Origin of the sequence: Rhizobium sp. LC145 (assembly GCF_001005825.1) — a bacterium.
GTDB lineage: Bacteria > Pseudomonadota > Alphaproteobacteria > Rhizobiales > Rhizobiaceae > Neorhizobium.
In genome coordinates this window covers 261681-284992 of sequence record NZ_LBHV01000008.1, presented here as the reverse complement: position 1 = coordinate 284992, position 23312 = coordinate 261681, and the positions used below count along the sequence as shown (strand labels likewise).

Sequence of the window (23312 nt, the reverse complement as noted above, 5' to 3'; positions counted from 1 at the left end):
CCTGACGCCGCTGTAGGCGTGAATACAAAAAAGGCGGCCCAAGGCCGCCTTTTTCCTTTGCCGGGGTTCTTAACCGAACAGAGCTAAGCTGCTCTTCAACGTTACCCAAATACCCCAGAGAAGCGGGATTCCGACGACGGCCCAGGCGAGTGCCGCCTTGGTATCGAGCCCGCCTTTGCCGATGCCGAAAGAACCGGTCGGGCCGGCATTCGCCGCAGCGGTCCTGGCCTGCAGGGCAGCGACTTCCTCATCCGGCATGAACCACTTTTCCGAGAGCGGCCGCACCAACGCATTGGCGATGAGGCCGAGCGCCAGCATGCCGGCGAGGATATACATGGTGCCGGTATAAAGCGCGGGCCCCGGCGCCACGCCCGCCGCGATCTGCGCTTCGCGGATGTAGTTCACGACCACCGGACCGACGATGCCGGCCGTCGCCCAGGCCGTCAGTAGACGCCCATGGATGGCGCCAACGAACTGCGTGCCGAAGATATCGGCGAGATAGGCCGGAATAGTCGCGAAGCCGCCGCCATACATGGACAGGATGATGCCGAAGGCGAGCACGAAGAGCGCCTTGCTGCCCATGTCGGCAAGCGTCGGAGCCGCCGCATAGAGCACGATGCCGATGATGAAGAAGGCATAATAAGTGTTCTTGCGGCCGATCTTGTCGGAAAGCGATGCCCAGAAGAAACGCCCTCCGATGTTGAACAGCGACAGGAGGCCGGTGAACCCCGCCGCGATGGCGGCGATCTGCGCCTTTTGTCCGGCGTCAAGCTGCGAGAAGGAAAGATCCGGGAGGCCGATCAGCGAGCCCGCGAAGATTTCCTGCAGCATCGGTGAGGCCATGCCGATGACCCCGATGCCGGCCGACACGTTCAGGCACAGCACCGCCCAGATCAACCAGAACTGCGGGGTCTTGTGCGCGTCGCGAAGGTGGACATGCTTATGGGTGATCATAGCCTTGCCGTTGTTGGCCGGAGGTGTCCACCCGTCCGGACGCCAGCCAGCCGGCGGAATGCGATAGCCGAAGGCGCCGCCCATCATGAAGGCGAAGTAGATGACCGCCATGACGATGAAGGTCTGCCAGACACCGACGGAGATATCGGTCTTGAAATAATTCATGAGAATATTGGCGAGCGGAGCGCCGATCATGGCACCGCCGCCGAAGCCCATGATGGCCATGCCAGTCGCCATGCCGCGGCGGTCCGGAAACCATTTGATGAGGGTCGAGACCGGCGAGATATAGCCGAGCCCGAGGCCGACACCGCCAATGACCCCGGCGCCGAGCCACATCAGCCAGAGCTGATGCGTCATCACGCCGAGAGCCGCGACCAGAATGCCGCCGCACCAGCAGCAGGCTGAGACGAAGCCGGCCTTCCGCGGACCTACCCGCTCGAGCCAGCCGCCCCAGATCGCCGCCGAGCATCCTAGCAACACGAAGAAAAGCGTATAGATCCAACCGAGGTCGGCAACACGCCAGTTACATGTCGTTGTGAAGAGAGCGGAAAGCAGGTTCAGGCTGCTACATGATGGATCAGGCGTTCCGGGTATCGCCCGCGAGAGCGGTAACCAGAATACGCTGAAGCCGTAAGCCATCCCGATGCAAAGATGGATGGCCAAAGCCGCCGGCGGCACGAGCCAGCGGTTGAAGCCTGCTTTTGCGACAATACGTTCCCTATCGAGGAGCCCGACATTGCCTGTCAGGCCCTCGTCCGTTGTTCCTGCAAATGCCATTAACAATACCCTCCTCTGGAATGTCGTGACTGAAGATCGTCACCCGTCCGGGCTTGTCCCCGACCGGCGGGTGCATTCACGCAGCGCTTTCCGGCCTGTTCGGCCAGGAAAGCGGTTCATTCGCTACCGGCCCCCTGCCGCTAGATCATTCTCGGCAGCGCCTTGTCCGACACCGCTCGCAGGGCCGACCTTATCCTCCGGTCTGCGGATCAACACGGAGGCCTCGATCACCAGCGGCAGCAAACCCTCGCCGCCCCGGTCGAGATGCTCGAAGAACTGCCGCCGCATGCGCGGCTCCCAGAACTTGTTGATATGCGTGGCAACTCCCTCAACCCGAACCTCTTCCGGCTGCGACATGAAGAAAGTGGCGATCTGGTTCGCCATACGGATCAGCTTGTCGTGGGTCTGGTCATGCGACATCGGCAACTGCTCCGGTACTGACGCGATCGCTGCGCGTGAAAATCTCGAAATCCTCGCCACGGGTCAGCGCGATCAGCGTCATGCCCGCGGTTTCCGCGGTGCGGATCGCGAGCGCCGTAGGCGCGGAAATGGCGATCAGAACCGACGACCCTATGATCGCGGCCTTCTGCACCATTTCCACGGAAATGCGGCTGGTCACGACGACCACGCCACCGGCCCCATCGAGCCCCTGGCTGAGGACCGCACCCGCGAGCTTGTCGAGCGCATTGTGCCGGCCGACATCTTCGCGAACCGCCAGAAGCCCCTCGCCGGGCACGAAAAACCCCGCGCCATGAACCGCATGGGTCTGCGCATTCAGAACCTGTGCGCCTCCGAGCGCTGCTGCAGCCTCGGCGATATCCCGTGCTGAAAGCGTCACGCTGCCCGCCGAGACATCCGGCACCGGCCGCACGGCCTGCTCGATCGATTCGATACCGCAAAGACCGCAACCGACCGGCCCGGCCATATGCCGCCGCCGCGCGCGCAGCGCCTCCTCCCTCTCCTGGGCAAGAGTAACCTGCACATCGAGTCCCGGACCTTCCTCGATCACGTTGATCGCCTCGATTTCCGCCGCCGATGCAATAATGCCCTCCGTCAGGCTGAAGCCCACCGCGAAATCCTCGATATCCGCCGGCGTGCCCATCATCACCGCATGGGTAGATCCGTCATAGGAGAAAGCTATCGGCACTTCCTCCGGCACCACGCGCGAGCCTCGGCGGATCACGCCATTGCGTCGCGTAATCTCGAGAGCTGTTGCGATGGTGGCCGGCATCACTCCGCAGCCTCCAGCTTGCCGGCGATACGGCGGGACCGACGTGACAGTTCCTCGTAATCTTCCTGCCACTCGGTCGGTCCGTTGGAGGGTGAGACCTGCACCGCCGTCACCTTGTATTCCGGACAATTGGTCGCCCAGTCGGAGAAGTCCGTGGTGATGACGTTCGCCTGTGTGTCGGGATGGTGGAAGGTCGTATAGACCACGCCCGGCGCCACGCGATCAGTGATGAGGGCGCGCAGCGTCGTATCGCCCGAGCGGCTGGCGAGCTTGATCCAATCGCCTTCCTTGATGCCGCGTTGCTCGGCATCGTGCGGATGAATTTCCAGCCGGTCTTCCGCATGCCAGGCGACGTTTTCCGTACGCCGGGTCTGAGCGCCGACGTTGTATTGGCTAAGGATGCGGCCGGTGGTCAGCAGCAGCGGGAAGCGCGGGCCGGTCTTCTCGTCCGTCGGCACATATTCCGTGCGGATGAACTTGCCCTTGCCACGGACGAAGCCGTTGACATGCATGATCGGCGAGCCTTCCGGGAACTTCTCGTTGCAAGGCCACTGAACAGAGCCCATCTTTTCGAGATAGTCGTAGGAGACCAGCGCGAAGCTCGGCGTCGTCGCCGCGATCTCGTCCATGATCTCGGACGGATGCGTGTAATTCCAGGCAAGCCCCATCGCCTGCGCCAGCTTCTGGGTGACTTCCCAATCCGCATAGCCGTTCTTCGGGCTCATGACCTTGCGAACGCGGTTGATGCGGCGTTCGGCATTGGTGAACGTGCCATCCTTTTCCAGGAAGGTGGAACCCGGCAGGAAAACGTGGGCGTAATTGGCGGTCTCGTTGAGGAAGAGATCGTGGACAACGACGCATTCCATCGCTGCGAGGCCGGCAGAGACATGCTTGGTGTCCGGGTCGGACTGCAGGATATCCTCGCCCTGGATATAGATGCCCTTGAAAGTGCCTTCGACAGCGGCATCCAGCATATTGGGAATGCGCAGACCCGGCTCGTTGTTGAGCGTGACGCCCCAGAGCTTCTCGAAGGTCTCGCGCGTGGCATCGTCCGAGATGTGGCGATAGCCCGGAAGCTCGTGCGGAAAGGAACCCATGTCGCATGAGCCCTGCACATTGTTCTGGCCGCGTAGCGGGTTCACGCCGACACCCGGGCGGCCGATATTGCCGGTTACCATGGCAAGATTGGCGATCGCCATGACCGTGGTCGAGCCCTGGCTGTGCTCGGTGACGCCGAGACCGTAGTAGATCGCGCCATTTCCGCCGGTGGCGTAGAGACGGGCCGCACCCCGGACGAGCTCGGCCGGAACGCCGGTATATGTCTCGGCAGCTTCCGGGCTGTGCTGCTCTTCGGAAACGAAGGCCGCCCAATCCTCGAATTCGGACCAGTCGCAACGCTCGCGGATGAATTTCTCGTCGAACAGGCCTTCCGTGACGATGACATGCGCCAGCGACGTCAGCACGGCGACATTGGTGCCGGGTTGCAACGGCAAGTGATAGGAGGCCTCCACATGCGGCGTCTTGACGAGGTCGATACGGCGCGGATCGATGACGATCAGCTTGGCGCCCTGGCGAAGCCGCTTCTTGAGCCGCGAGCCGAAGACCGGATGCCCATCGGTCGGATTGGCGCCGATGACGATGACCACATCGCTCTGTTCGACGGAATCGAAGTTCTGCGTGCCGGCCGACGTACCGAAGGCCTGGCCGAGGCCGTAGCCGGTCGGCGAATGGCAGACGCGGGCGCAGGTATCCACGTTGTTGTTGCCGAAGCCCGCGCGGATCAGCTTCTGGACGAGGAAGGTTTCCTCGTTCGTGCAGCGCGAGGAGGTGATGCCGCCGATCGAATCGCGGCCGTATTGATATTGGATGCGCCGGAATTCGGATGCCACATGCGCGAAAGCCTCCTCCCAGGTGACCTCGCGCCAGGGATCGGTGATCTTTTCGCGGATCATCGGGTTGAGGATGCGGTCCTTGTGGGTGGCATAACCATAGGCGAAGCGGCCCTTGACGCAGGAATGGCCGCGGTTCGCCTGGCCATCCTTATAGGGCACCATGCGCACCAACTCCTCGCCGCGCATTTCCGCCTTGAAGGAGCAGCCGACGCCGCAATAGGCGCAGGTGGTGACCGCCGAATGTTCCGGCTGGCCAATCTCGATGACCGACTTTTCCGTTAGCGTCGCCGTCGGGCAGGCCTGGACGCAGGCGCCGCAGGAAACGCATTCGGAATCAAGAAAATGCTCGTGCATGCCGGGCGAGACGCGCGACCCGAAACCCCGACCCTCGATCGTCAGCGCAAACGTGCCCTGCACTTCCTCGCAGGCTCGCACGCAGCGGGAGCAGACGATGCACTTGGAAGGATCATAGGTGAAATACGGATTCGACTCGTCCTTCGGCATCCACTTGGCGTTGACCTCGCCATTGTTGCGCGCCTTGACGTGGTTATCGCCCTCATAGCCGTAGCGTACATCGCGAAGGCCTACGGCGCCGGCCATGTCCTGCAGCTCGCAGTCGCCATTGGCGGCGCAGGTGAGACAGTCGAGCGGGTGGTCGGAGATATAGAGCTCCATCACGCCTTTGCGTATGTCCTTCAGCCGTCCCGTCTGCGTGTGGACGATCATGCCCGGCGTGACCGGCGTGGTGCAGGAAGATGGCGTACCGTTGCGGCCTTCGATCTCCACGAGACAGAGGCGGCAGGAACCGAACGCATCGACCATATCCGTCGCACAGAGCTTCGGCACCTTGATGCCTGCCTCCATGGAGGCGCGCATGATGGAAGTGCCTTCCGGCACGGTGATCTCGCGCCCGTCGATGGTCAGCGTCACCTGTGCTTCGGATTGGGAAGCGGGCGTTCCGTAGTCGATTTCTTGGATCAGGGACATGGTGTCACTCCGCCGCTTCGATGAGGGGTGTTGGGGCGAAATCCTCCGGGAAATGCGTCATCGCGCTCATCACCGGATAGGGCGTGAAGCCGCCAAGCGCACAAAGCGAGCCGAACTTCATCGTGTTGCAGAGGTCGGCCAGAAGCTCGCGATTCTTCTCGGGCTCGATGCCTTGGGCGATCTTATCCGCCGTTTCGACGCCTCGGGTCGAGCCTATGCGGCAGGGCGTGCACTTGCCGCAGCTTTCGATAGCGCAGAACTCCATGGCAAACCGCGCCTGCTTCAGCATATCCACGGCATCGTCGAAGACTGTGATCCCGGCGTGACCGATCAGACCATCCCTTGCCGCAAAAGCCTCGTAGTCGAACGGCGTATCGAACAGTGCGCGCGGGAAATAGGCCCCGAGCGGCCCGCCCACCTGCACCGCCTTCACGGGCCGGCCCGTCGCCGTACCGCCACCGATCTGGTCTACGATCTCACCAAGCGATAGGCCGAAAGCCGTTTCGAAAAGCCCGCCATGCCTGACGTTACCGGCGATCTGGATCGGGATCGTGCCGCGAGACCGGCCCATGCCGAAATCACGATAGAAGGCGGCACCCCTCTCCATGATGACCGGGACGGAGGCCAGCGAAATGACATTGTTGACCACTGTCGGCCGGCCGAGGAAGCCTTTCAGCGCCGGCAGCGGCGGCTTTGCGCGCACGATGCCGCGCTTGCCCTCCAGCGAATTGAGGAGCGAAGTCTCCTCGCCGCAGACATAGGCGCCGGCGCCGGAGCGGATCTCGATGTCGAAGGCGTATGAGGAACCCATGACGGAGGAGCCGAGAATACCGGCTTCGCCAGCGATCCTGATCGCTTCGGTCATCGTCGCGATCGCATGCGGATATTCCGAGCGGGTATAGACGTAACCCTTGGTGGCGCCGGTCGCGATGCCTGCGATAATCATGCCTTCGATCAGTACGAAGGGATCGCCCTCCATGATCATGCGGTCGGCAAAGGTGGCGCTATCGCCCTCGTCGGCATTGCAGACGATGTATTTCTGCGGCCCCGCCGCATCCATCACCGTCTTCCACTTGATGCCGGTCGGAAAGCCTGCGCCGCCGCGGCCGCGAAGCCCGCTGTCGGTGACTTCCTTCACGATATCCGCGGGGGTGGTCGCGATGGCCTTCGCAAGACCCGCAAAGCCGCTGTGCTTGCGATAGTCCTCGATCGAGAGCGGATCGGTGATTCCGCAACGCGCAAAGGTCAGGCGTGTCTGCTGACGAAGGAACTCGATCTCCTCCGTCAGCCCGAGACAGAGTGGATGAGGTGCGCCGCTCAGTAGGCCTGCATCGAAGAGGCTTGCCACATCGCCGGCCTTCACGGGACCGTAGGCGATACGCCCGCGATCGGTTTCGACTTCGACCAGCGGCTCCAGCCAGAACATGCCGCGCGAACCGTTGCGCACGATCTTGGCGTCGAGGCAACGCGCCTCGATCTCCTGGGCGACTGCTTTCGCCACCTTCTCGGCGCCGAGCGCGAGCGCTGCTGCGTCACGCGGAACGAATATCGTCACCGTCATCGGCGTGCCTCCACAACGATTTCGGAAAGACAGTGCTCGTCGACCCGGCCGTAGACTTCATCATCGAGCATTGCAGCGGGCGCGCAGGCGCATAAGCCGAGACAGAAGACTGGCTCCAGCGTCACAGCTCCGTCACGCGTCGTTTCATGGAAGTCGATGCCGAGAAGCTGCTTCACGCGCTCTGCAATCCGATCGCCACCCATCGATTGGCAAGCCTCCGCGCGACAGAGCTTCAGCACATGCCGACCGGCCGGGTGATCGCGGAAATCGTGATAGAAGGTGACGACGCCATGCACCTCGGCGCGCGACAGGTTGAGCTCGTTTGCGATGATCGGCTTCACCTCGTCCGGCACATAGCCGAACTCCGCCTGGATCGCATGCAGGATCGGCAGCATCGGGCCTTCAAGATGCTTCAGATCCCTGATGATCTGAAGCGACCGCTCAGCAGGGTCGCCGGCGGAAACGCGCATGTTCATGTCTCATTGCCTCCCGGCTGGTCCAGGAAACGGCGCGAGGAGCGCCGCCCGGAACAGGACGCGGCGAAGCTGTCCGACAATCTTACTTCGCCGACTGTGATGGAATGTCACAACAGGGAGGCGCAACCGTCAATAAAGGAGATCGGTTACGCGATAGAAAAAAACTATCAAGCCATGGCCGCCGGCGTGAGGCTACGCGCCTGATGAAGCAGGGCGGAAACCAGAGGCGTAAACGGCTCGCGATGGGTCGCCACCAGCCCGACGATGTGGCTCGCCTCCGGACCAACGATCGGAATGGTGCGAATCTGCTTCGAAAACCCAAAGGATCGGGCGACATTGCGGGGCATGATGCTGGCCCAGCGGCCGGTCCCCACATGCGAAAGCAGCACCACCATGGAGTTCGACTCGAGCATAGGCTTTATCGTCACCCCGGCCTCGGCCAGATGCTGGTTGATGATCCGCCGGTTCTGCATGTCCGGCGTCAATAGACAAAGCCTAAGATCGGCCATTTCCTTCCAGGTGACCTGCTCGCGGTCGGCATATTGCGTGCCCACCGCCGTCACCAGATTGTAGCGTTCGGCATAGAGAGGCACGCTGGTGACGCGGCCGAGCGGCTCGTTGTCCAGATAGGTGATGCCCGCGTCGATCTCGAAATTGTCGAGTTGGGAAAGCACCTGCAGCGAGTTGCGGGATACGACCGAGAACGTCACGTCGGGATGCTTTTCCTGGAAAGGCTCTGTGAGTCGCGGGATCATCGCCAGCGCGGTGGGGATGGAGGCGAGACGGATATGCCCGGCAAGGCCTTTCCGGGCAGCACGCATCTCCTCGCGCATGGTGCGGGCATCGCCGACAATTCGCCGCGCCCATTCCAGCACCCGTTGCCCCTCGGGGGTCAGGCCCTGGAAGCGCGAACCGCGAACCACAAGCTGCACGCCGAGCTGATCCTCGAGCTGCCGGATGGCAGCCGAAAGCGACGGTTGCGTAATACCGCACTCTTCCGCCGCGCGGCCGAAATGGCCTTCACGAGCCAATGCAATGAAGAATTCCAGCTTGTCGATCATCGGCGCTCTCCCATGCAAGGGCTATCGCGTTCCGACCCTTGATACAACTGCGCCCCGAAGCCCGATCGCTCCCCCGATTGGCAAATGGCCTGCACCTCGCAACGATGAAAAGGAAAAAGGCGGCTTTTCAGCCGCCTTGATGAATTCCCATTTTGCCCTGATCAGGCCGGCAGGATTGCGCCGTGCAGATCGGTCAGCTGCGCCAGATATTCCTCGAGCTTCGTCTTGTGCTCGTGGCTGGTCGCCGCATTGACATCGGCCTGGGTTGCCTCGATGCGCTTCTGAAGCGTCTCGCGGTTAATCTCGCTCATTGGCACGGCCGCCTCGGCAAGGAGCGTGCAGCCGGTCGGGAGGATATCGGCGAAACCGCCGAACACCACGTATTGGTTCGTCTGCCCCGAGGCCAGCTTCACCGTGACGATGCCGGGCTTGACCGTGGTCATCGTGGGCGCATGGTTGGCCAGAACCGTCATTTCGCCAAGCGTTGCCGGGATGACGACTTCCGTAGCCTTCTCCGAGACAAGCAGGCGCTCCGGCGAAACCAGTTCAAAGTTGAAAGCGTCGGCCATAGCGGTTCACTTCTTCACGTGTTGCATGCAGAGGCGCGTCGCAACGCAACGCGCCCGCTCTGTATTGCTTTAAGCAGCCTCTGCCAGCTTCTTGGCCTTCTCGATGGCTTCTTCGATCGAGCCGACCATATAGAAGGCAGCTTCCGGCAGGTGGTCGTACTCGCCGTTGACCAGGCCCTTGAAGCCCTTGATCGTGTCTTCGAGAGCCACCAGCTTGCCCGGCGAACCGGTGAAGACTTCGGCGACGAAGAACGGCTGCGACAGGAAACGCTCGATCTTGCGGGCGCGGGCAACCGTCATCTTGTCCTCTTCGGACAGTTCGTCCATGCCGAGGATGGCGATGATGTCCTGCAGCGACTTGTAGCGCTGCAGCGTCGTCTGAACCTTACGGGCAACGTCGTAGTGCTCTTCGCCGACCACCATGGGGTCGAGCATGCGCGAGGTGGAGTCGAGCGGATCGACGGCCGGATAAATGCCCTTTTCCGCAATCGAACGCGACAGAACCGTCGTTGCGTCCAAGTGGGCGAACGATGTTGCCGGAGCCGGATCGGTCAAGTCGTCGGCCGGAACGTAAATGGCCTGAACCGAGGTGATCGAGCCCTTGGTCGTGGTGGTGATGCGTTCCTGCATCTGACCCATATCGGTGGCAAGCGTCGGCTGATAGCCCACGGCCGAAGGAATACGGCCGAGCAGAGCCGAAACTTCCGAGCCAGCCTGGGTGAAGCGGAAGATGTTATCGACGAAGAACAGAACGTCCTGACCCTTGTCGCGGAAGTCTTCAGCGATCGTCAGACCCGTCAGAGCGACGCGGGCGCGGGCGCCCGGCGGTTCGTTCATCTGGCCGTAGACCAGCGCAGCCTTGGAGCCTTCGCCACCGCCATGCTTGTTGACGTTCGATTCGATCATTTCGTGGTAAAGATCGTTGCCTTCACGGGTACGCTCACCAACGCCCGCGAACACGGAGTAACCACCGTGCGCCTTTGCAACGTTGTTGATCAGTTCCATGATCAGAACGGTCTTGCCGACGCCGGCACCGCCGAAGAGACCGATCTTGCCGCCCTTTGCGTAAGGCGCGAGCAGGTCGACGACCTTGATGCCGGTGACCAGAATCTGGCCTTCCGTAGACTGCTCGACATAGGCCGGAGCATCCTGGTGGATCGAACGGAGCTTGGTGCGGTCAAGCGGACCTGCTTCGTCGACCGGTTCGCCGATGACGTTCATGATGCGGCCGAGCGTCTGCTCGCCGACCGGAACGGAGATCGGAGCGCCGGTGTTCTTGACCGGCTGGCCGCGAACGAGACCTTCGGTCGAGTCCATCGCGATCGTGCGAACGGAGTTTTCACCGAGGTGCTGCGCGACTTCGAGAACGAGGCGATTGCCGTTGTTGTCGGTTTCGAGCGCGTTCAGGATCGGCGGCAGGTCGCCTTCGAATGCGACGTCGACGACAGCGCCGATGACCTGCGTCACCTTGCCGGACGCCGCCTTATTCAGGGTAGCTGCTTTAGCCATGTTTCTTACCCTCTTTCTCTCGCTCAGAGCGCTTCCGCGCCCGAAATAATTTCAATGAGTTCCTTGGTGATCTGAGCCTGGCGCTGACGGTTATAGGAAAGCGTCAGCTTGTTGATCATCTCACCGGCGTTGCGCGTGGCATTGTCCATCGCGCTCATCTGCGCGCCATAGAAGGAAGCGTTGTTCTCCAGGATCGCGCGAAAGATCTGCACGGCCACGTTCTTGGGCAGCAAGTCCTCGAGGATTTCCTGTTCTCCGGGCTCATACTCATAGAGCGCCGCGGATGCATCCGCTGCTTCCGAGACTTCGAACTTGGCCGGAATGATTTGGCTAGCTGTCGCAACCTGCGAGATCACCGACTGGAAGCGCGCATAGAACAGCGTCGCCACGTCGAATTCGCCTGCATTGAACAGCGCGAGAACCTTGTGGGCCACTTCGTCAGCCTGGGCGAAACCGAGCTGCTTCACCTCGCGGAACGTCACATAATCGATGATGTTCTCGCGGAAGCTCCGGCGCAGAACGTCGTTGCCCTTGCGACCGACCGTCAGGATCTTGACGGTCTTGCCTTCGGCAAGCAGCTTCAGCGCATGTTCGCGGGCAAGGCGGATGATGGAGGAATTGAAGCCGCCGGCCAGCCCGCGCTCGCCGGTGGCGACCACCAGGAGGTGGACCTGATCGCGGCCCGTCCCCGCCAGAAGACGCGGAGCCTCCGCGTTCCCAGCATTTGCGGCACTCAAGCCCGCCAGCACCTTGTTCATGCGTTCCGCGTAAGGACGGGCAGCTTCGGCCGCCTCCTGCGCACGGCGCAGCTTCGCCGCGGCGACCATTTTCATCGCCTTGGTGATCTTCTGCGTCGCCTTGACGGAGGCGATCCGGTTTTTCAGATCCTTAAGTGAAGGCATCCGTTATCGGTCCCCTGGGGGTTAGTTGGGCTTGATCCGTTCTCAGGCGAAAGACTTGGCGTAGCTGTCGAGCGCCGCCTTCAGCTTTGCCTTCGTGTCGTCAGACAGCTGCTTGTCGGTGCGGATCGCATCGAGAATAGCCTTGCCTTCGGAGCGGAGGTAGGAGAGCAGACCCTGCTCGAACTTGCCGACCTGGTTGACCGCGATCTTGTCCAGATAGCCGTTCACGCCGGCGAAGATCACCGCAACCTGTTCTTCCGTCTTGAGCGGCGAGAACTGCGGCTGCTTCAGGAGCTCGGTGAGACGCGCACCGCGGTTCAGCAGGCGCTGCGTCGCGGCATCGAGATCCGAACCGAACTGGGCGAAGGCGGCCATTTCGCGATACTGGGCGAGCTCGCCCTTGATCGAACCGGCAACCTGCTTCATCGCCTTGATCTGAGCGGCGGAACCGACGCGGGAAACCGACAGACCGACGTTCACGGCAGGGCGGATACCCTGGTAGAACAGGTCGGTTTCAAGGAAGATCTGACCGTCGGTGATCGAGATCACGTTGGTCGGGATGAACGCGGAAACGTCGTTACCCTGGGTTTCGATGACCGGCAGAGCGGTGAGCGAACCGGCGCCCTTTTCGTCGCTGAGCTTTGCAGCACGCTCAAGCAGGCGGGAATGCAGGTAGAAAACGTCGCCCGGATAGGCTTCGCGGCCCGGCGGGCGGCGCAGCAGCAGGGACATCTGGCGATAGGCGACAGCCTGTTTGGAAAGGTCGTCGTAACCGATCAGCGCATGCTGACCGTTGTCGCGGAAATATTCGCCCATCGCGCAACCGGCGAACGGAGCGAGATACTGCATCGGCGCCGGATCGGAAGCCGTCGCAGCAACGATGATCGAGTACTGCAGCGCGCCGCGCTCTTCGAGAACCTTGACGAACTGGGCAACCGTCGAACGCTTCTGGCCGATGGCGACATACACGCAGAACAGCTTGTCGTTGTCCGGGCCGTTATCGTGGATGGCCTTCTGGTTCAGAATCGTATCGAGGATGATCGCGGTCTTGCCGGTCTGGCGGTCGCCGATGACGAGCTCGCGCTGGCCGCGGCCAACAGGGATGAGAGCGTCGATGGCCTTGAGGCCGGTCGACATCGGCTCATGCACTGACTTGCGCGGAATGATGCCGGGAGCCTTGACGTCGACGCGGGCGCGACGGGTCGCATTGATCGGACCCTTGCCGTCGATCGGGTTGCCGAGCGCATCGACGACGCGGCCGAGCAGTTCCGGACCGACCGGAACGTCGACGATCGCGCCGGTGCGCTTGACGGTATCGCCTTCCTTGATGTCGCGGTCGGAACCGAAGATGACCACACCGACATTGTCGGTTTCAAGGTTCAGCGCCATACCGCGGATGCCGCCCGGGAACTCGACCATCTCACCGGCCTGGACATTGTCCAGACCGTAGACGCGGGCAATACCGTCGCCGACGGAAAGAACCTGTCCGACTTCGGAAACTTCAGCCTCCTGGCCGAAATTCTTGATTTGATCCTTCAGAATTGCGGAAATTTCCGCGGCGCGGATATCCATCAGCCAACCTCTTTCAGTGCAAGCTTAAGGGTGGAAAGTTTGGTGCGAAGGGAGGTATCGATCTGGCGAGAGCCGACCTTGACGATCAGGCCGCCGAGGAGCGACGGATCGACCGTGACGGCGATCGCCACATCCTTGCCAGTGACGCCCTTCAGCGCCGACTTGAGTTCTTTTTCCTGCGCCGCGGTCAGCGCATGGGCCGAGGTGACTTCGGCGGTAACTTCACCGCGATGCTCGGCGGCAATCACGCGATAGGCGCGGATCATGCCGGGCAGCGCAAACAGACGGCGATTGCCGGCAACGACCTTCAGGAAATTGGCGACAAGCCCCTTTACCCCGGCCTTTTCGGCAATGGCGGCCACAGCCTTCTGCTGATCCTCGGCGGAAAATACCGGGCTTGCGACCAGGCGACGCAGGTCTTCACTTTCGTCCATCAGCGCCTGAAAACGATCGAGATCGGCTCCGACCGCATCGATCGATCCGGTTTCGAGAGCGAGTTCGAAAAGCGACGAAGCATAGCGCTCCGCCACACCGGAAATAAGCTGGGACGTGTCAGCCACGGGCACAGTTTCCCTGAATTGCCATCCAAGCGCCAAACCTCACGGGAGAGATCCGGCAAAGCCTTGAAATCGTTTGATTATTCCCCAGAACCTGCAGGGCGCCCGCCCTACCCTTTCTGACTTTCGCGGTCCGTCTAGCATAGGATGTAGGGACTCGCAACACGCGTGATAACGGAAAAAGCCTGCTGCGCAAGGGCTCAATCGATTTTTATGGCGCAAGCAGCGGAATATCGGCAGCTTTTCGACCAAGACGTCAAAATGCACGCCTTACAGATAGCCGAAGACATAGGCGAGCGGCCCGGCGGAAAGAACAACCTCAAGTAGGAAAATCAGGATATTCCGCGGTGTGAGAGCCCGATCCAGGATGCAAGCCAGCAAGCGTCCCATTGCCGCGAAGGCAAGCGCAATTCCAAGCGCCATATAAAGCCAGTCTTGCGCGAGCAGGATCGGCAGGAGGCCGAGACCCAGATACTGGGCGCCGATCGAACGGACGGAAGCGTAGCCTTCCGGCCGTATGCCCCCGATATGGAAGGCGGAAAGGCGAAGCACCGTTGCCGGAAAGACCAGCACGAAAAGGCCGATGACCGCCGTTGCCGCTGCCCCGGTAAAGGCGAGCTGTTCCCCCAGCTCGGTGGGAAAATAGAATTCCATGCCGCCCTCAAATCAATCGAATCGCGGTGTTTTTATCGCATACCGCCGCAAGCCGCAAAAACCCGGTCAGAGAAAGCTTTGCGGATCAATGTCGACTTGGATCTGCACCGAGCCTCTCTGTTTGGGGCCGTTCGCCAGCATTGTCCGCAGGTATGCCTGCATGTCGGAATTCCGGCGGCCATGCACCAGCAGCCGGAAACGATGCCGGCCGCGCACCAGCGCAAGCGGAGCCTCGGCGGGACCGAGCACGGAAATGCCGGAGACCTGCGGCGCGGCCGCCCGCAAGCCACGGGCATGGCTTTCCGCATCCGCCCTGGTATCGGCCGAAACGATGAGCGAAGCGAGGCGCCCGAAGGGTGGCAGGATCGCCTTTTCCCGCTCGGCGATTTCCCGCTCGTAGAAAGCTCCGGCATCCCCCGAGACGATCGCCTGCATCACTGGATGCTGAGGCTGAAAGGTCTGCAGCAGGCCATGGCTTTTCAAGCCTGTTCGCCCGGCGCGCCCCGTTACCTGCGAAAGAAGCTGGAAGGTCCGCTCGGCCGCGCGCGGATCGCCATTGGCAAGCCCAAGGTCCGCATCGACGATGCCCACCAGCGTCATCAGCGGGAAATTGTGGCCCTTGGCGACGAGCTGGGTGCCGATGACGATGTCCGCGTCGCCCCTGGCGATCGCCTCCAGTTCCAGGCGCATGCGCTTGACCCCGCCGAGAAGATCGGAAGACATCACGATCGTACGCGCCTCGGGAAAGTGTTTTTCCACCTCCTCGGCAATCCGCTCCACGCCCGGTCCGCAAGCGACCAGATGATCGAGCGTGCCGCATTCCGGGCAGGCTTCGGGTGTCGGTTCGGCATAGCCGCACTGGTGGCATTGGATCTGGTTTTTGAACCGATGCTCGACAAGCCAGCTAGAGCATTGCGGACATTGGAAGCGGTGACCGCAGACGCGGCAGAGCGTCAGGGGCGCATAGCCGCGACGATTGAGAAAGAGCAAGGCCTGTTCGCCGCGTTCGATGGTCTTGCTGATTGCCCGGAGCAGCACCGGTGAGAGAAAACCTCCCCTTTCCGGCGGATGCCGGCGCATGTCTACGACATGCAGGTCGGGCAGCGCCGCATCGCCGAAACGGGTCGGCAGATGCACGGTATTGTAGCGCCCCGAAAGCCCGTTCACCTGGCTTTCGACGGAGGGCGTGGCGGAAACCAACACGATCGGGAAATCGCCGATCCGGGCGCGCACGACCGCCATGTCGCGGGCATTATAGAAGACGCGATCTTCCTGCTTGTAGGCCGGATCGTGCTCTTCGTCGACGATGATGAGGCCAAGCTCCTCGAAAGGCAGGAAGAGTGCCGAACGGGCACCCGCCACCACGCGCACCTCGCCCGTCACGATCCCGCGCCACACCTTTTCGCGCATGCGAGGGGAAAGATCGGAATGCCATTCGCCGGGCTTGGCGCCGAAACGATCCTGGAAGCGTTCGAGGAAACTTGAGGTGAGCGCGATCTCCGGCAAGAGGATCAGCACCTGCTTTCCGCGCTTCAGCGTCTCGGCGATCGCTTCGAAATAAACCTCCGTCTTGCCCGATCCCGTGACCCCATCGATAAGTGAAGCCGAAAAGCCCCCTTTGCGGATCGCTTCGACGATATCGACTGCGGCTTCCTTCTGCGGTCCCTGTATCCGCGGTTCCACATAGTCCGGGTCGGGCCTCGCCACCACGGGCGGAGGAGGCAGGAAGACCGTCTCGAAAATGCCCTGAGCCGTCAGACCGTCGATCACGCTCAGGGAAACGCCGGCCGCATGCGCGAGCCCGCTGCGGGTCCAGGGCACGTCTTCGTCGCCGGCAAGCTGGAGGACCTTCGAGCGGGCGGACGTCATCCGCTCCGGCTCTCCGCCGAGATAGCGCAGCCCCTCCACCATCGGTTCAGGGTCGAGGGCAGCCGGCGCCCGGATCGCCATGCGCGCCACCAGGCCCGGAGGCGAAAGCGTATAGGATGCCACCCATTCGATGAAGCTGCGCATCTCCTTCGAAAGCGGCGGACAATCGAAGACCAGCGTGATCGGCCGCAGCTTCTTGGGGTCGAGCGTCTCGTCGTTGTCGCCATCCCAGACCACGCCGATCAATTGCCGGGGGCCGACCGGCACCTGCACGACCGATCCCGGCTCCACATGAGCGCCTTCCGGCACGGCATAGCTATAGGGGCCCGGCACCGGCAGCGGCACCAGGACAGGCACCACGCGGTTTACCGCCGGCGCTTCGAACAGCGTGCCGAAGAGATCGGAAGAATCCTTGTCCATCAGCCGGGACCATGCCCCGATGAGAAATAAAAGAAAACCATAAAGAGCGCGTAGCGGCTATTCCGCCTCGTCATCCATCATGCCGGTAAGCCGCATGCCGTCGATCCACGTTGCACCATCCTGGCGGATTACCCGGCGCGAGCGTGTGCCGCATCGAGCCTCCACTTGTTCTGCAAGCTGTTCCGAATGGGTAACGACCCAAACCTGGCTGCTGCGCGTCGCTCCAGCGACCATATCGGCCAACGGCGACAGCATGTCCGGATGCGGGCTTGCTTCCGGCTCATTGAGCGCGATCAACGGTGGCTGACGATAGGACATCAGGGCTGCCGCCAAACCCAGAAAGCGGATCTGTCCATCGGAAAGCTCGCGCGGCTGGAAAACCCGCTTGGGAAAATCAGGAAAGACAAGCCCGAATTCCGCATATTCACCCGGCAGCGGTACCGAAAGCCTTGCTCCGTTGAAGGCCGAAGCGATGGCCCCATCGAGATCGGCGGTATCCTCGCGAATATGGGTAAGGGTCGCCAGCACGCCGCGAGATTGCTGCCATCCTGATCCAGAAGCGGCGAGGTGACCGCAAGGCACGGCTGCCTGAGTGGCGAACGCGATCGGTGCGGAAGCCGTGATAGAACCTCCAGGCATCGACCGCACGGCGAAAGGTACCGACCTCCGGATAATGCCCGGCATCGCCCAGAAGCGCGATCGCGGTTTCGGAAGCCAGCGCCTGCTCCGGATATTCCTCCATACGGCCGCGTTCGCCGCGAACCATGATGCCAGGCCCCGCCCTCTTCATCATCGTCACGGGCCGGGTGCCGGTCTCGATGGACAGCTCTTCCATCTTGATCTGCGGCTCGAAGGCAAAGCCGGCCGCGGCCGGCGGACGCAACCCCGCCTCGACACGATAGCGAAAGATTATCGCCCGCTCCTCGTCGATGAGCTCCACTTCGAATTTGATGCGAAAATTCTTCTCCTCCCGTCGCGGACCGGACCAGAGGGCAGACGCCATGCCGCCTTCGGCGGCGATCTCATGGGCCAGATTTCCGCGCACGGCAGCCTGCACGAGCTGCAGCGCCCGGTAGAGATTGGATTTGCCGACGCCATTCTCGCCGATGAACAGGTTGACGCCAGCGATATCCATGCGGATTGCGCGGAGTGAGCGGTAATTGGCGGCGGACATGGAGCGAAGCTGCATGTCCTTACTTCTACATGATCGCTGGCAAAGCCGGAATGCGCATCAATCCCGAGGCGGGCTGGCGAAACGAGAATTGCCGTCCGCGGCGAGCTCGAAGACCGTATGATACTCGAGCGCCTTCGTCACTTCGGTAATATCGCCGTCCAACTGATCTGGCTGGATCATCTGTCCGACCGTGAAATCGAAGCGGTTGCCCTTCTTGTTCAGAAGCTCGTAAAAGACGGTCATGTCGCGCAATTCGGTCGACCACTTGGCGAACCAGTAGAAGAGGCCGGAATTGCGCGCCCGCATGTGCACCGGCAGGATCGGTAGGTTGTATTTGCGGGCAAGTCCGACGGCCGAGGTCTTCCACGGCCGCTCGTTGAGTTTTCCGTCCGCCCAGTAGGCGATGCGGCCGGAGGGAAAGAGCACCATAACCTTGCCGTCTTCCACGGACTTGTTGGTGAGCAGCAGCGTCTCCCGTGCCTTCAGCTTGCTCTTGAATTCCTCGCGCCATTCGACGGGAATGATCATCTCGGCAAACCGCGGATTGACGCGCACGGCATCGCGATTGGCGAAAACCATCATGTCGGGCCGCCGTGCCTTCAATACGTCGAACACCGCTACCCCATCCGCGATCCCGGTCGGATGATTGCTCACGAGAATAAAGCCACCGGTCTCCGGTATCCGTTCGCTATTCTCCACTCGCACGTCGAGTTTGAGGAGGTCGCTCATATATTGAAAGGACTGGAAGCCGGGCAGGCTCGCGATATCGTTGGCGAACTCGATCGCGCGGCCATAACGAAGCAATGTATAAAGAAAGGGTCGCATCACCGGCCAGAGCGGATGCTTGACGATTCGCTCACCTCTTTCGGCGATCAAGGTATCGACGATGTGGCCAGGTCTACCGTGGGAAACCAGGGCAATCGCTTCGGCGAACTGCCCGAACATGGTCATGGAATCACGGCGCGCCATGCAAACTCCCGCAAACAGGCCCCACCCTATATCTCAGTCGTCTGTGATCTAACAATGACATACTTGCCTGTCCTTTTAGGAATTCGTAACCCCGTCGACAGCAATCTGGGGCACTGCCTCCGTGATTCAACAGGTGCCGGATTGAACGAGCTCTTGATCATCGCCGCGCCGGATCTCGTCGAAAAGCGCCACGAATGGCTGGAAAGCCTGGCGCAGGAGCGCCGGTTGTCCGGGCACACGCTCGACGCCTATGAACGCGATACGCGGCAATTCCTCACATTCCTTACCGGCCATCTCGGCGGTCCGCCGAAGCTCGGCGATATCCGCGCCCTGCGACCAGCCGACCTGCGTGCCTTTCTCGCCATGCGGCGGCGGGAGGGCGCCGGCGCCCGCTCACTCGGGCGACATCTGGCGGGCTTGCGATCCTTCCTCCGCCATCTCGAGCGCAAGGGCCTCGTGAACGCCGCCGCGGCCGGTGCCGTCCGTGCGCCGAAGCAGCCCAAATCCCTGCCGAAGCCGCTCACGGACCGCCAGGCACTGGGCTTGATGGAGATCGATGCTCAATTGCACGAGGAGCCCTGGATCGCTGCCCGGGACACGGCTGTGATGACCTTGCTTTACGGCTGTGGCTTGCGTATCTCGGAAGCGCTGGGCCTCTGCCCTGCCGATCTCGCACCGGGCGCAACATCGCTACGCATCACCGGCAAGGGCAACAAGACGCGCATCGTGCCGCTGTTGCCGATCGTGCTCGATGCGCTGGAAGCCTATAAGAAGCTCTGCCCTTATGCCCTGGCATCGGACGAACCTCTGTTCCGCGGCGCGCGCGGGGGAAAACTCCAGCCGGCGATCATCCAGCGGGAAATGCAGAAACTGCGATCGGCCTTCGGCTTGCCCGAGACCGCGACACCGCATGCGCTTCGGCATTCCTTCGCGACCCATCTGCTCGCCGGCGGCGGAGACCTGCGCACCATCCAGGAGCTCTTGGGCCATGCAAGCCTTTCGACGACGCAGGTCTATACGGGCGTCGACACCGCCCGCCTGCTGGAAGTTTATGATCGCGCCCATCCGCGCGCGTGAACGATTTCTTAACCACCCACGTTAAGCGGATATGGAACCGGCATGATTATCATGCCGGCGACAGTTCCGGACGGATGCCATGACGATTCCCGCCTTTGCCTTCAATGTCGATGCGCTTTTCCGGCGCGCGCAGAATGCCATGCTCTGGCTGCTTGCCGCCCTGCATATCCTGCTGTTTGCTTCTCTCTTGCTCGTTCTCGGCTCGTTGTCTGAAGCGAATGCAGCAACGCCCGTTTGCGGCGGTGAAAACCTGCTTGGTGACTTGAAAGCCGAAAAGCCGGGACTCTATGAGGAAATTCTTTCAGAAGGCAGCAGAGTACCGAATGGGAAGGGTCTCTTCTGGAAGGTAGAAAAGACCGGACTCGCACCATCCTACCTGCTCGGCACCATGCATGTCTCCGATCCGCGCGTGTTGAAGATGCCGCCCGGCGCAGCTGAAGCCCAAGCCGAAGCCAGCACCATCGTCATCGAATCCGACGAGATCCTGGACGAGAAGAAGGCCACTGCCGCTCTGCTCTCCAAGCCCGAACTCACCATGTTCACGGATGGCAATTCGATCGAGAAGCTTTTGCCCAAGGAAGATGTGGCGCTTCTCGAGAAGGGGCTCAAGCAACGCGGCATTCCGCTTGCCGCCGTTTCCCGGATGAAGCCCTGGATGCTGATGGCCTTCGTTTCGCTGCCGCCCTGCGAGCTTGCCCGCAAGGCCCAGAACGCCGCTTTTCTCGACAAGAAGATCGCCACAGATGCGATTGCCGCCGGCAAACAGGTGAAAGGGCTGGAGACCCTTGCCGAACAGCTCTCCACCATGGCCGCCATCCCGATGGACCTTCACTTGAAATCGCTTGTCGAGACGATCAAGCTCGGGTCGCGCATGGAAGACGTATTCGAGACCATGACCGAGCTTTATCTTTCCGAGGATATCGGCCTGACCATGCCCCTCCTGAAGGCCGTGGCACCGGACGGGACCGACGATCAGTCAGGTTATGGCGAGTTCGAGGAACTCGTCGTCGTCAAACGCAACCAGCTCATGGCGGAACGTGCCGCGCCGATTCTAGCCGAAGGCGGCGCCTTCATCGCGGTCGGTGCGCTGCACCTACCTGGTGAACAGGGGCTGATCGAGCTGCTGCGCGAACAGGGCTTCACCGTAACGCGGGCGGAGTGATCTCCGCATCATACGCCACCATGAAAAAAGGGCAGGATCATCTCCTGCCCTTTTGTTTGATGCCGATCCGAAACCGGTACGATTACATGTGGATCGGCTTGAAGAAGGTGGCGAGCGCCGCTTCCTTGACCGCTTCCGACATGGTCGGATGCGCATGGCAGGTGCGGCCGAGATCTTCCGAGGAACCGCCGAACTCCATCAGCACCGCGATCTCGTGGATCATCTCGCCAGCGCCGAATCCGACGATATGGCCGCCGAGAACCCGGTCCGTCTCCTTGTCGGCGAGGATCTTCACGAAACCATCGGTCACGAGCATCGCCCGGGCGCGGCCGTTCGCCGTGAACGGGAACTTGCCGACCTTGTAGGCAATGCCGGCGGCCTTCAGCTCCTCCTCCGTCTTGCCGACGGAGGCGACTTCCGGCTGCGTATAGACGACGCCCGGAATGACATCGTAGTTCACATGGCCATGCTGGCCAGCGAGGATTTCGGCAAGAGCGACGCCTTCGTCTTCCGCCTTGTGAGCGAGCATCGGGCCGCGCACCACATCGCCGATCGCATAAATGCCATCGACATTGGTCTTGAAGTGATCGTCGATCTCGACGCGGCCGCGATTGTCGACCTTCACGCCGGCTTCTTCAAGTCCGAGGCCAGCCGTATAGGGCTTGCGGCCCGTGGAAATCAGCACGACATCGGCCTCGATGGACTGCGCGTCACCGCCCTTGACCGGCTCGTAGGTGACCTTGGCACCCTTGGCTGACTTTTCGACACCCGTAACCTTGGCTTCGGTGCGGATGTCCATGCCTTGCTTGGCCATCATGCGCTGGAATTGCTTGGCCGCTTCGCCGTCCATGCCGCCGAGCAGCTTGTCGAGATACTCGATGACCGTCACCTTGGCGCCGAGGCGCTGCCAGACCGAACCCAGCTCCATGCCGATGACGCCGCCGCCGACGACAACGAGATGTTCCGGCACCTTTTCAAGCGCGATGGCGCCCGTGGAGGAAACGATGACCTTCTCGTCGAACTCGACATTGACGCCAGGAATGCCGGCGACATCCGAGCCCGTGGCGATCACGATGTTCTTGGTTTCGATCTCCTGGCTCTTGCCGTCCTCGCCGGTCACCGAAACCTTGCCGGCAGCGACGATCTTGCCGGTGCCGATGAAGCCATCAATCTTGTTCTTCTTGAAGAGAAAGCCGACGCCGTCCACATTCGCCTTCACGGTCGCATCCTTGTGCGCCATCATCTTACCGAGGTTGAGCTTAGGCGCGGCAACCTCGACGCCGAGGGCATCCATGCCGTGGCCGGCATGATGGAACATTTCCGAAGCGTGCAACAGCGCCTTGGAGGGAATGCAGCCGACGTTCAGGCAGGTCCCGCCATAGGTGGCGCGCTTCTCCACCACCGCGACCTTGAGGCCGAGCTGGGCCGCCTTGATGGCGCAAACATAACCGCCGGGGCCGCTACCGATTACGACGAGATCATAAGCCATTACAGAGTCCTTTTTATTGAACCGCCACTGCCATCAAGCGAACAAAGCAAACATCATCATGAGCAAGCCGGCGATGCTGATGAGCCACACGAGCGAACGAACATAGGGTATTCCGGCGAGATAGAGCGGGATGTAGACGATCCGGGCTACCAGCCAGATGGTAGCACCGACAAGGCCCGTTCCCGACGTATCGCCGGTAAAGGTGAGCGCCAGCAGCAGGCCAAGGAAGGCAGGATAGGTTTCCTGGTAGTTCCCGGATGCGCGGGCAGCGCGACCGGCCAAAACACCTTTCGGCTCTCGGCCTTCGTCCCTTGGCCCCGCGTTCCACGCCGGGCCAAGTTCCTTAGTCGCCAGCATTCCTTGCAGCCCGATGTGGAAGAGCAACAGGAAAACGCTCAGGGCAAGCAGCGTCAAAAGATACGTTGCGTCTGCCGAAGCGAGCTCCATGCC

18 protein-coding genes and 2 pseudogenes are annotated in these 23312 nt (G+C 61.7%); 2 read left to right on the top strand and 18 right to left on the bottom strand.

Translation table 11 applies throughout. The features are described from left to right. Positions 1-69: 69 nt before the first annotated feature. The 16 genes and pseudogenes from YH62_RS21465 to YH62_RS21390 all read right to left on the bottom strand — a co-directional run bounded on the left by YH62_RS21465 (position 70) and on the right by YH62_RS21390 (position 19134). Positions 70-1731, bottom strand: coding sequence for an OFA family MFS transporter (locus tag YH62_RS21465; RefSeq protein ID WP_046796313.1), 1662 nt, complete (start codon positions 1729-1731; stop codon positions 70-72). A 76-nt stretch (positions 1732-1807) separates the two neighbouring features. Next, positions 1808-2151, bottom strand: a pseudogene (locus YH62_RS21460) (formate dehydrogenase subunit delta). Further along, positions 2141-2962, bottom strand: a complete 822-nt coding sequence (fdhD, locus tag YH62_RS21455) for a formate dehydrogenase accessory sulfurtransferase FdhD (protein WP_046796312.1) — start codon at positions 2960-2962, stop codon at positions 2141-2143. The pseudogene YH62_RS21460 and the gene fdhD overlap by 11 nt, the downstream one beginning before the upstream one ends. Next, positions 2962-5841, bottom strand: coding sequence for a formate dehydrogenase subunit alpha (gene fdhF, locus YH62_RS21450; protein WP_046796311.1), 2880 nt, complete (start codon positions 5839-5841; stop codon positions 2962-2964). Before fdhF ends, fdhD begins: the two co-directional genes overlap by 1 nt. 4 nt (positions 5842-5845) lie before the next feature. Further along, positions 5846-7402 carry an NADH-quinone oxidoreductase subunit NuoF gene (locus tag YH62_RS21445; RefSeq protein WP_046796310.1) on the bottom strand — a complete coding sequence of 519 codons (1557 nt, stop codon included), beginning with the start codon at positions 7400-7402 and terminating at the stop codon, positions 5846-5848. After that, positions 7399-7878, bottom strand: coding sequence for a formate dehydrogenase subunit gamma (locus YH62_RS21440; RefSeq protein ID WP_046796309.1), 480 nt, complete (start codon positions 7876-7878; stop codon positions 7399-7401). The genes YH62_RS21445 and YH62_RS21440 overlap by 4 nt, the downstream gene beginning before the upstream one ends. Positions 7879-8045: 167 nt before the next feature. Further along, complete coding sequence (locus YH62_RS21435) at positions 8046-8939, bottom strand: LysR family transcriptional regulator (protein WP_046796308.1); 894 nt, start codon at positions 8937-8939, stop codon at positions 8046-8048. 161 nt (positions 8940-9100) lie between these two features. Continuing rightward, the gene (locus YH62_RS21430) at positions 9101-9508 is read right to left on the bottom strand and encodes a F0F1 ATP synthase subunit epsilon (RefSeq protein WP_046796307.1); all 408 of its coding nucleotides are present in this window, start codon (positions 9506-9508) and stop codon (positions 9101-9103) included. Positions 9509-9577: 69 nt separating this feature from the next. Next, positions 9578-11017 (bottom strand): F0F1 ATP synthase subunit beta, encoded by a 1440-nt coding sequence (atpD, locus tag YH62_RS21425; RefSeq protein ID WP_046796306.1) that lies wholly within the window; start codon positions 11015-11017, stop codon positions 9578-9580. Between the two features lie 23 nt (positions 11018-11040). Next, positions 11041-11919, bottom strand: coding sequence for a F0F1 ATP synthase subunit gamma (locus tag YH62_RS21420; RefSeq protein ID WP_046796305.1), 879 nt, complete (start codon positions 11917-11919; stop codon positions 11041-11043). 42 nt (positions 11920-11961) lie between these two features. Continuing rightward, positions 11962-13491, bottom strand: coding sequence for a F0F1 ATP synthase subunit alpha (atpA, locus tag YH62_RS21415; RefSeq protein ID WP_046796304.1), 1530 nt, complete (start codon positions 13489-13491; stop codon positions 11962-11964). Beyond that, on the bottom strand, positions 13491-14057 hold the full coding sequence (locus YH62_RS21410) for a F0F1 ATP synthase subunit delta (protein WP_082118442.1): 567 nt from the start codon (positions 14055-14057) through the stop codon (positions 13491-13493). Before YH62_RS21410 ends, atpA begins: the two co-directional genes overlap by 1 nt. 261 nt (positions 14058-14318) lie before the next feature. Continuing rightward, on the bottom strand, positions 14319-14702 hold the full coding sequence (locus YH62_RS21405; RefSeq protein ID WP_046796302.1) for a hypothetical protein: 384 nt from the start codon (positions 14700-14702) through the stop codon (positions 14319-14321). Between the two features lie 66 nt (positions 14703-14768). Continuing rightward, complete coding sequence (locus YH62_RS21400) at positions 14769-16991, bottom strand: primosomal protein N' (RefSeq protein WP_046796301.1); 2223 nt, start codon at positions 16989-16991, stop codon at positions 14769-14771. 57 nt (positions 16992-17048) lie between these two features. Further along, positions 17049-18180 (bottom strand): annotated as a pseudogene (locus tag YH62_RS21395) (AAA family ATPase). A gap of 42 nt (positions 18181-18222) precedes the next feature. Continuing rightward, on the bottom strand, positions 18223-19134 hold the full coding sequence (locus YH62_RS21390; protein WP_046796300.1) for a 1-acyl-sn-glycerol-3-phosphate acyltransferase: 912 nt from the start codon (positions 19132-19134) through the stop codon (positions 18223-18225). 141 nt (positions 19135-19275) lie between these two features. On the opposite strand from YH62_RS21390, the gene YH62_RS21385 reads away from it, so the two are divergent. Both YH62_RS21385 and YH62_RS21380 read left to right on the top strand, forming a co-directional pair. Next, complete coding sequence (locus YH62_RS21385) at positions 19276-20211, top strand: tyrosine recombinase XerC (protein WP_046796299.1); 936 nt, start codon at positions 19276-19278, stop codon at positions 20209-20211. A 79-nt stretch (positions 20212-20290) separates the two neighbouring features. After that, positions 20291-21373, top strand: coding sequence for a TraB/GumN family protein (locus YH62_RS21380; protein WP_046796298.1), 1083 nt, complete (start codon positions 20291-20293; stop codon positions 21371-21373). Between the two features lie 82 nt (positions 21374-21455). On the opposite strand, the gene lpdA is transcribed toward YH62_RS21380, so the two are convergent. Together lpdA and YH62_RS21370 are read right to left on the bottom strand one after the other, a co-directional pair. Further along, positions 21456-22862 carry a dihydrolipoyl dehydrogenase gene (lpdA, locus tag YH62_RS21375; protein WP_046796297.1) on the bottom strand — a complete coding sequence of 469 codons (1407 nt, stop codon included), beginning with the start codon at positions 22860-22862 and terminating at the stop codon, positions 21456-21458. Positions 22863-22895: 33 nt separating this feature from the next. Next, entirely contained in the window at positions 22896-23309 is a 414-nt protein-coding gene (locus tag YH62_RS21370) for an MAPEG family protein (RefSeq protein ID WP_046796296.1), read from the bottom strand. Between the last annotated feature and the right edge of the window lie 3 nt (positions 23310-23312).

Coding starts and splice junctions, on each gene's coding strand:
- YH62_RS21465 (WP_046796313.1), bottom strand. CDS start 1,731: ATGGCATTTGCAGGAACAACGGACGAGGGCCTGACAGGCAATGTCGGG.
- fdhD (WP_046796312.1), bottom strand. CDS start 2,962: ATGCCGGCCACCATCGCAACAGCTCTCGAGATTACGCGACGCAATGGC.
- fdhF (WP_046796311.1), bottom strand. CDS start 5,841: ATGTCCCTGATCCAAGAAATCGACTACGGAACGCCCGCTTCCCAATCC.
- YH62_RS21445 (WP_046796310.1), bottom strand. CDS start 7,402: ATGACGGTGACGATATTCGTTCCGCGTGACGCAGCAGCGCTCGCGCTC.
- YH62_RS21440 (WP_046796309.1), bottom strand. CDS start 7,878: ATGAACATGCGCGTTTCCGCCGGCGACCCTGCTGAGCGGTCGCTTCAG.
- YH62_RS21435 (WP_046796308.1), bottom strand. CDS start 8,939: ATGATCGACAAGCTGGAATTCTTCATTGCATTGGCTCGTGAAGGCCAT.
- YH62_RS21430 (WP_046796307.1), bottom strand. CDS start 9,508: ATGGCCGACGCTTTCAACTTTGAACTGGTTTCGCCGGAGCGCCTGCTT.
- atpD (WP_046796306.1), bottom strand. CDS start 11,017: ATGGCTAAAGCAGCTACCCTGAATAAGGCGGCGTCCGGCAAGGTGACG.
- YH62_RS21420 (WP_046796305.1), bottom strand. CDS start 11,919: ATGCCTTCACTTAAGGATCTGAAAAACCGGATCGCCTCCGTCAAGGCG.
- atpA (WP_046796304.1), bottom strand. CDS start 13,491: ATGGATATCCGCGCCGCGGAAATTTCCGCAATTCTGAAGGATCAAATC.
- YH62_RS21405 (WP_046796302.1), bottom strand. CDS start 14,702: ATGGAATTCTATTTTCCCACCGAGCTGGGGGAACAGCTCGCCTTTACC.
- YH62_RS21400 (WP_046796301.1), bottom strand. CDS start 16,991: ATGGACAAGGATTCTTCCGATCTCTTCGGCACGCTGTTCGAAGCGCCG.
- YH62_RS21390 (WP_046796300.1), bottom strand. CDS start 19,134: ATGGCGCGCCGTGATTCCATGACCATGTTCGGGCAGTTCGCCGAAGCG.
- YH62_RS21380 (WP_046796298.1), top strand. CDS start 20,291: ATGACGATTCCCGCCTTTGCCTTCAATGTCGATGCGCTTTTCCGGCGC.
- lpdA (WP_046796297.1), bottom strand. CDS start 22,862: ATGGCTTATGATCTCGTCGTAATCGGTAGCGGCCCCGGCGGTTATGTT.
- YH62_RS21370 (WP_046796296.1), bottom strand. CDS start 23,309: ATGGAGCTCGCTTCGGCAGACGCAACGTATCTTTTGACGCTGCTTGCC.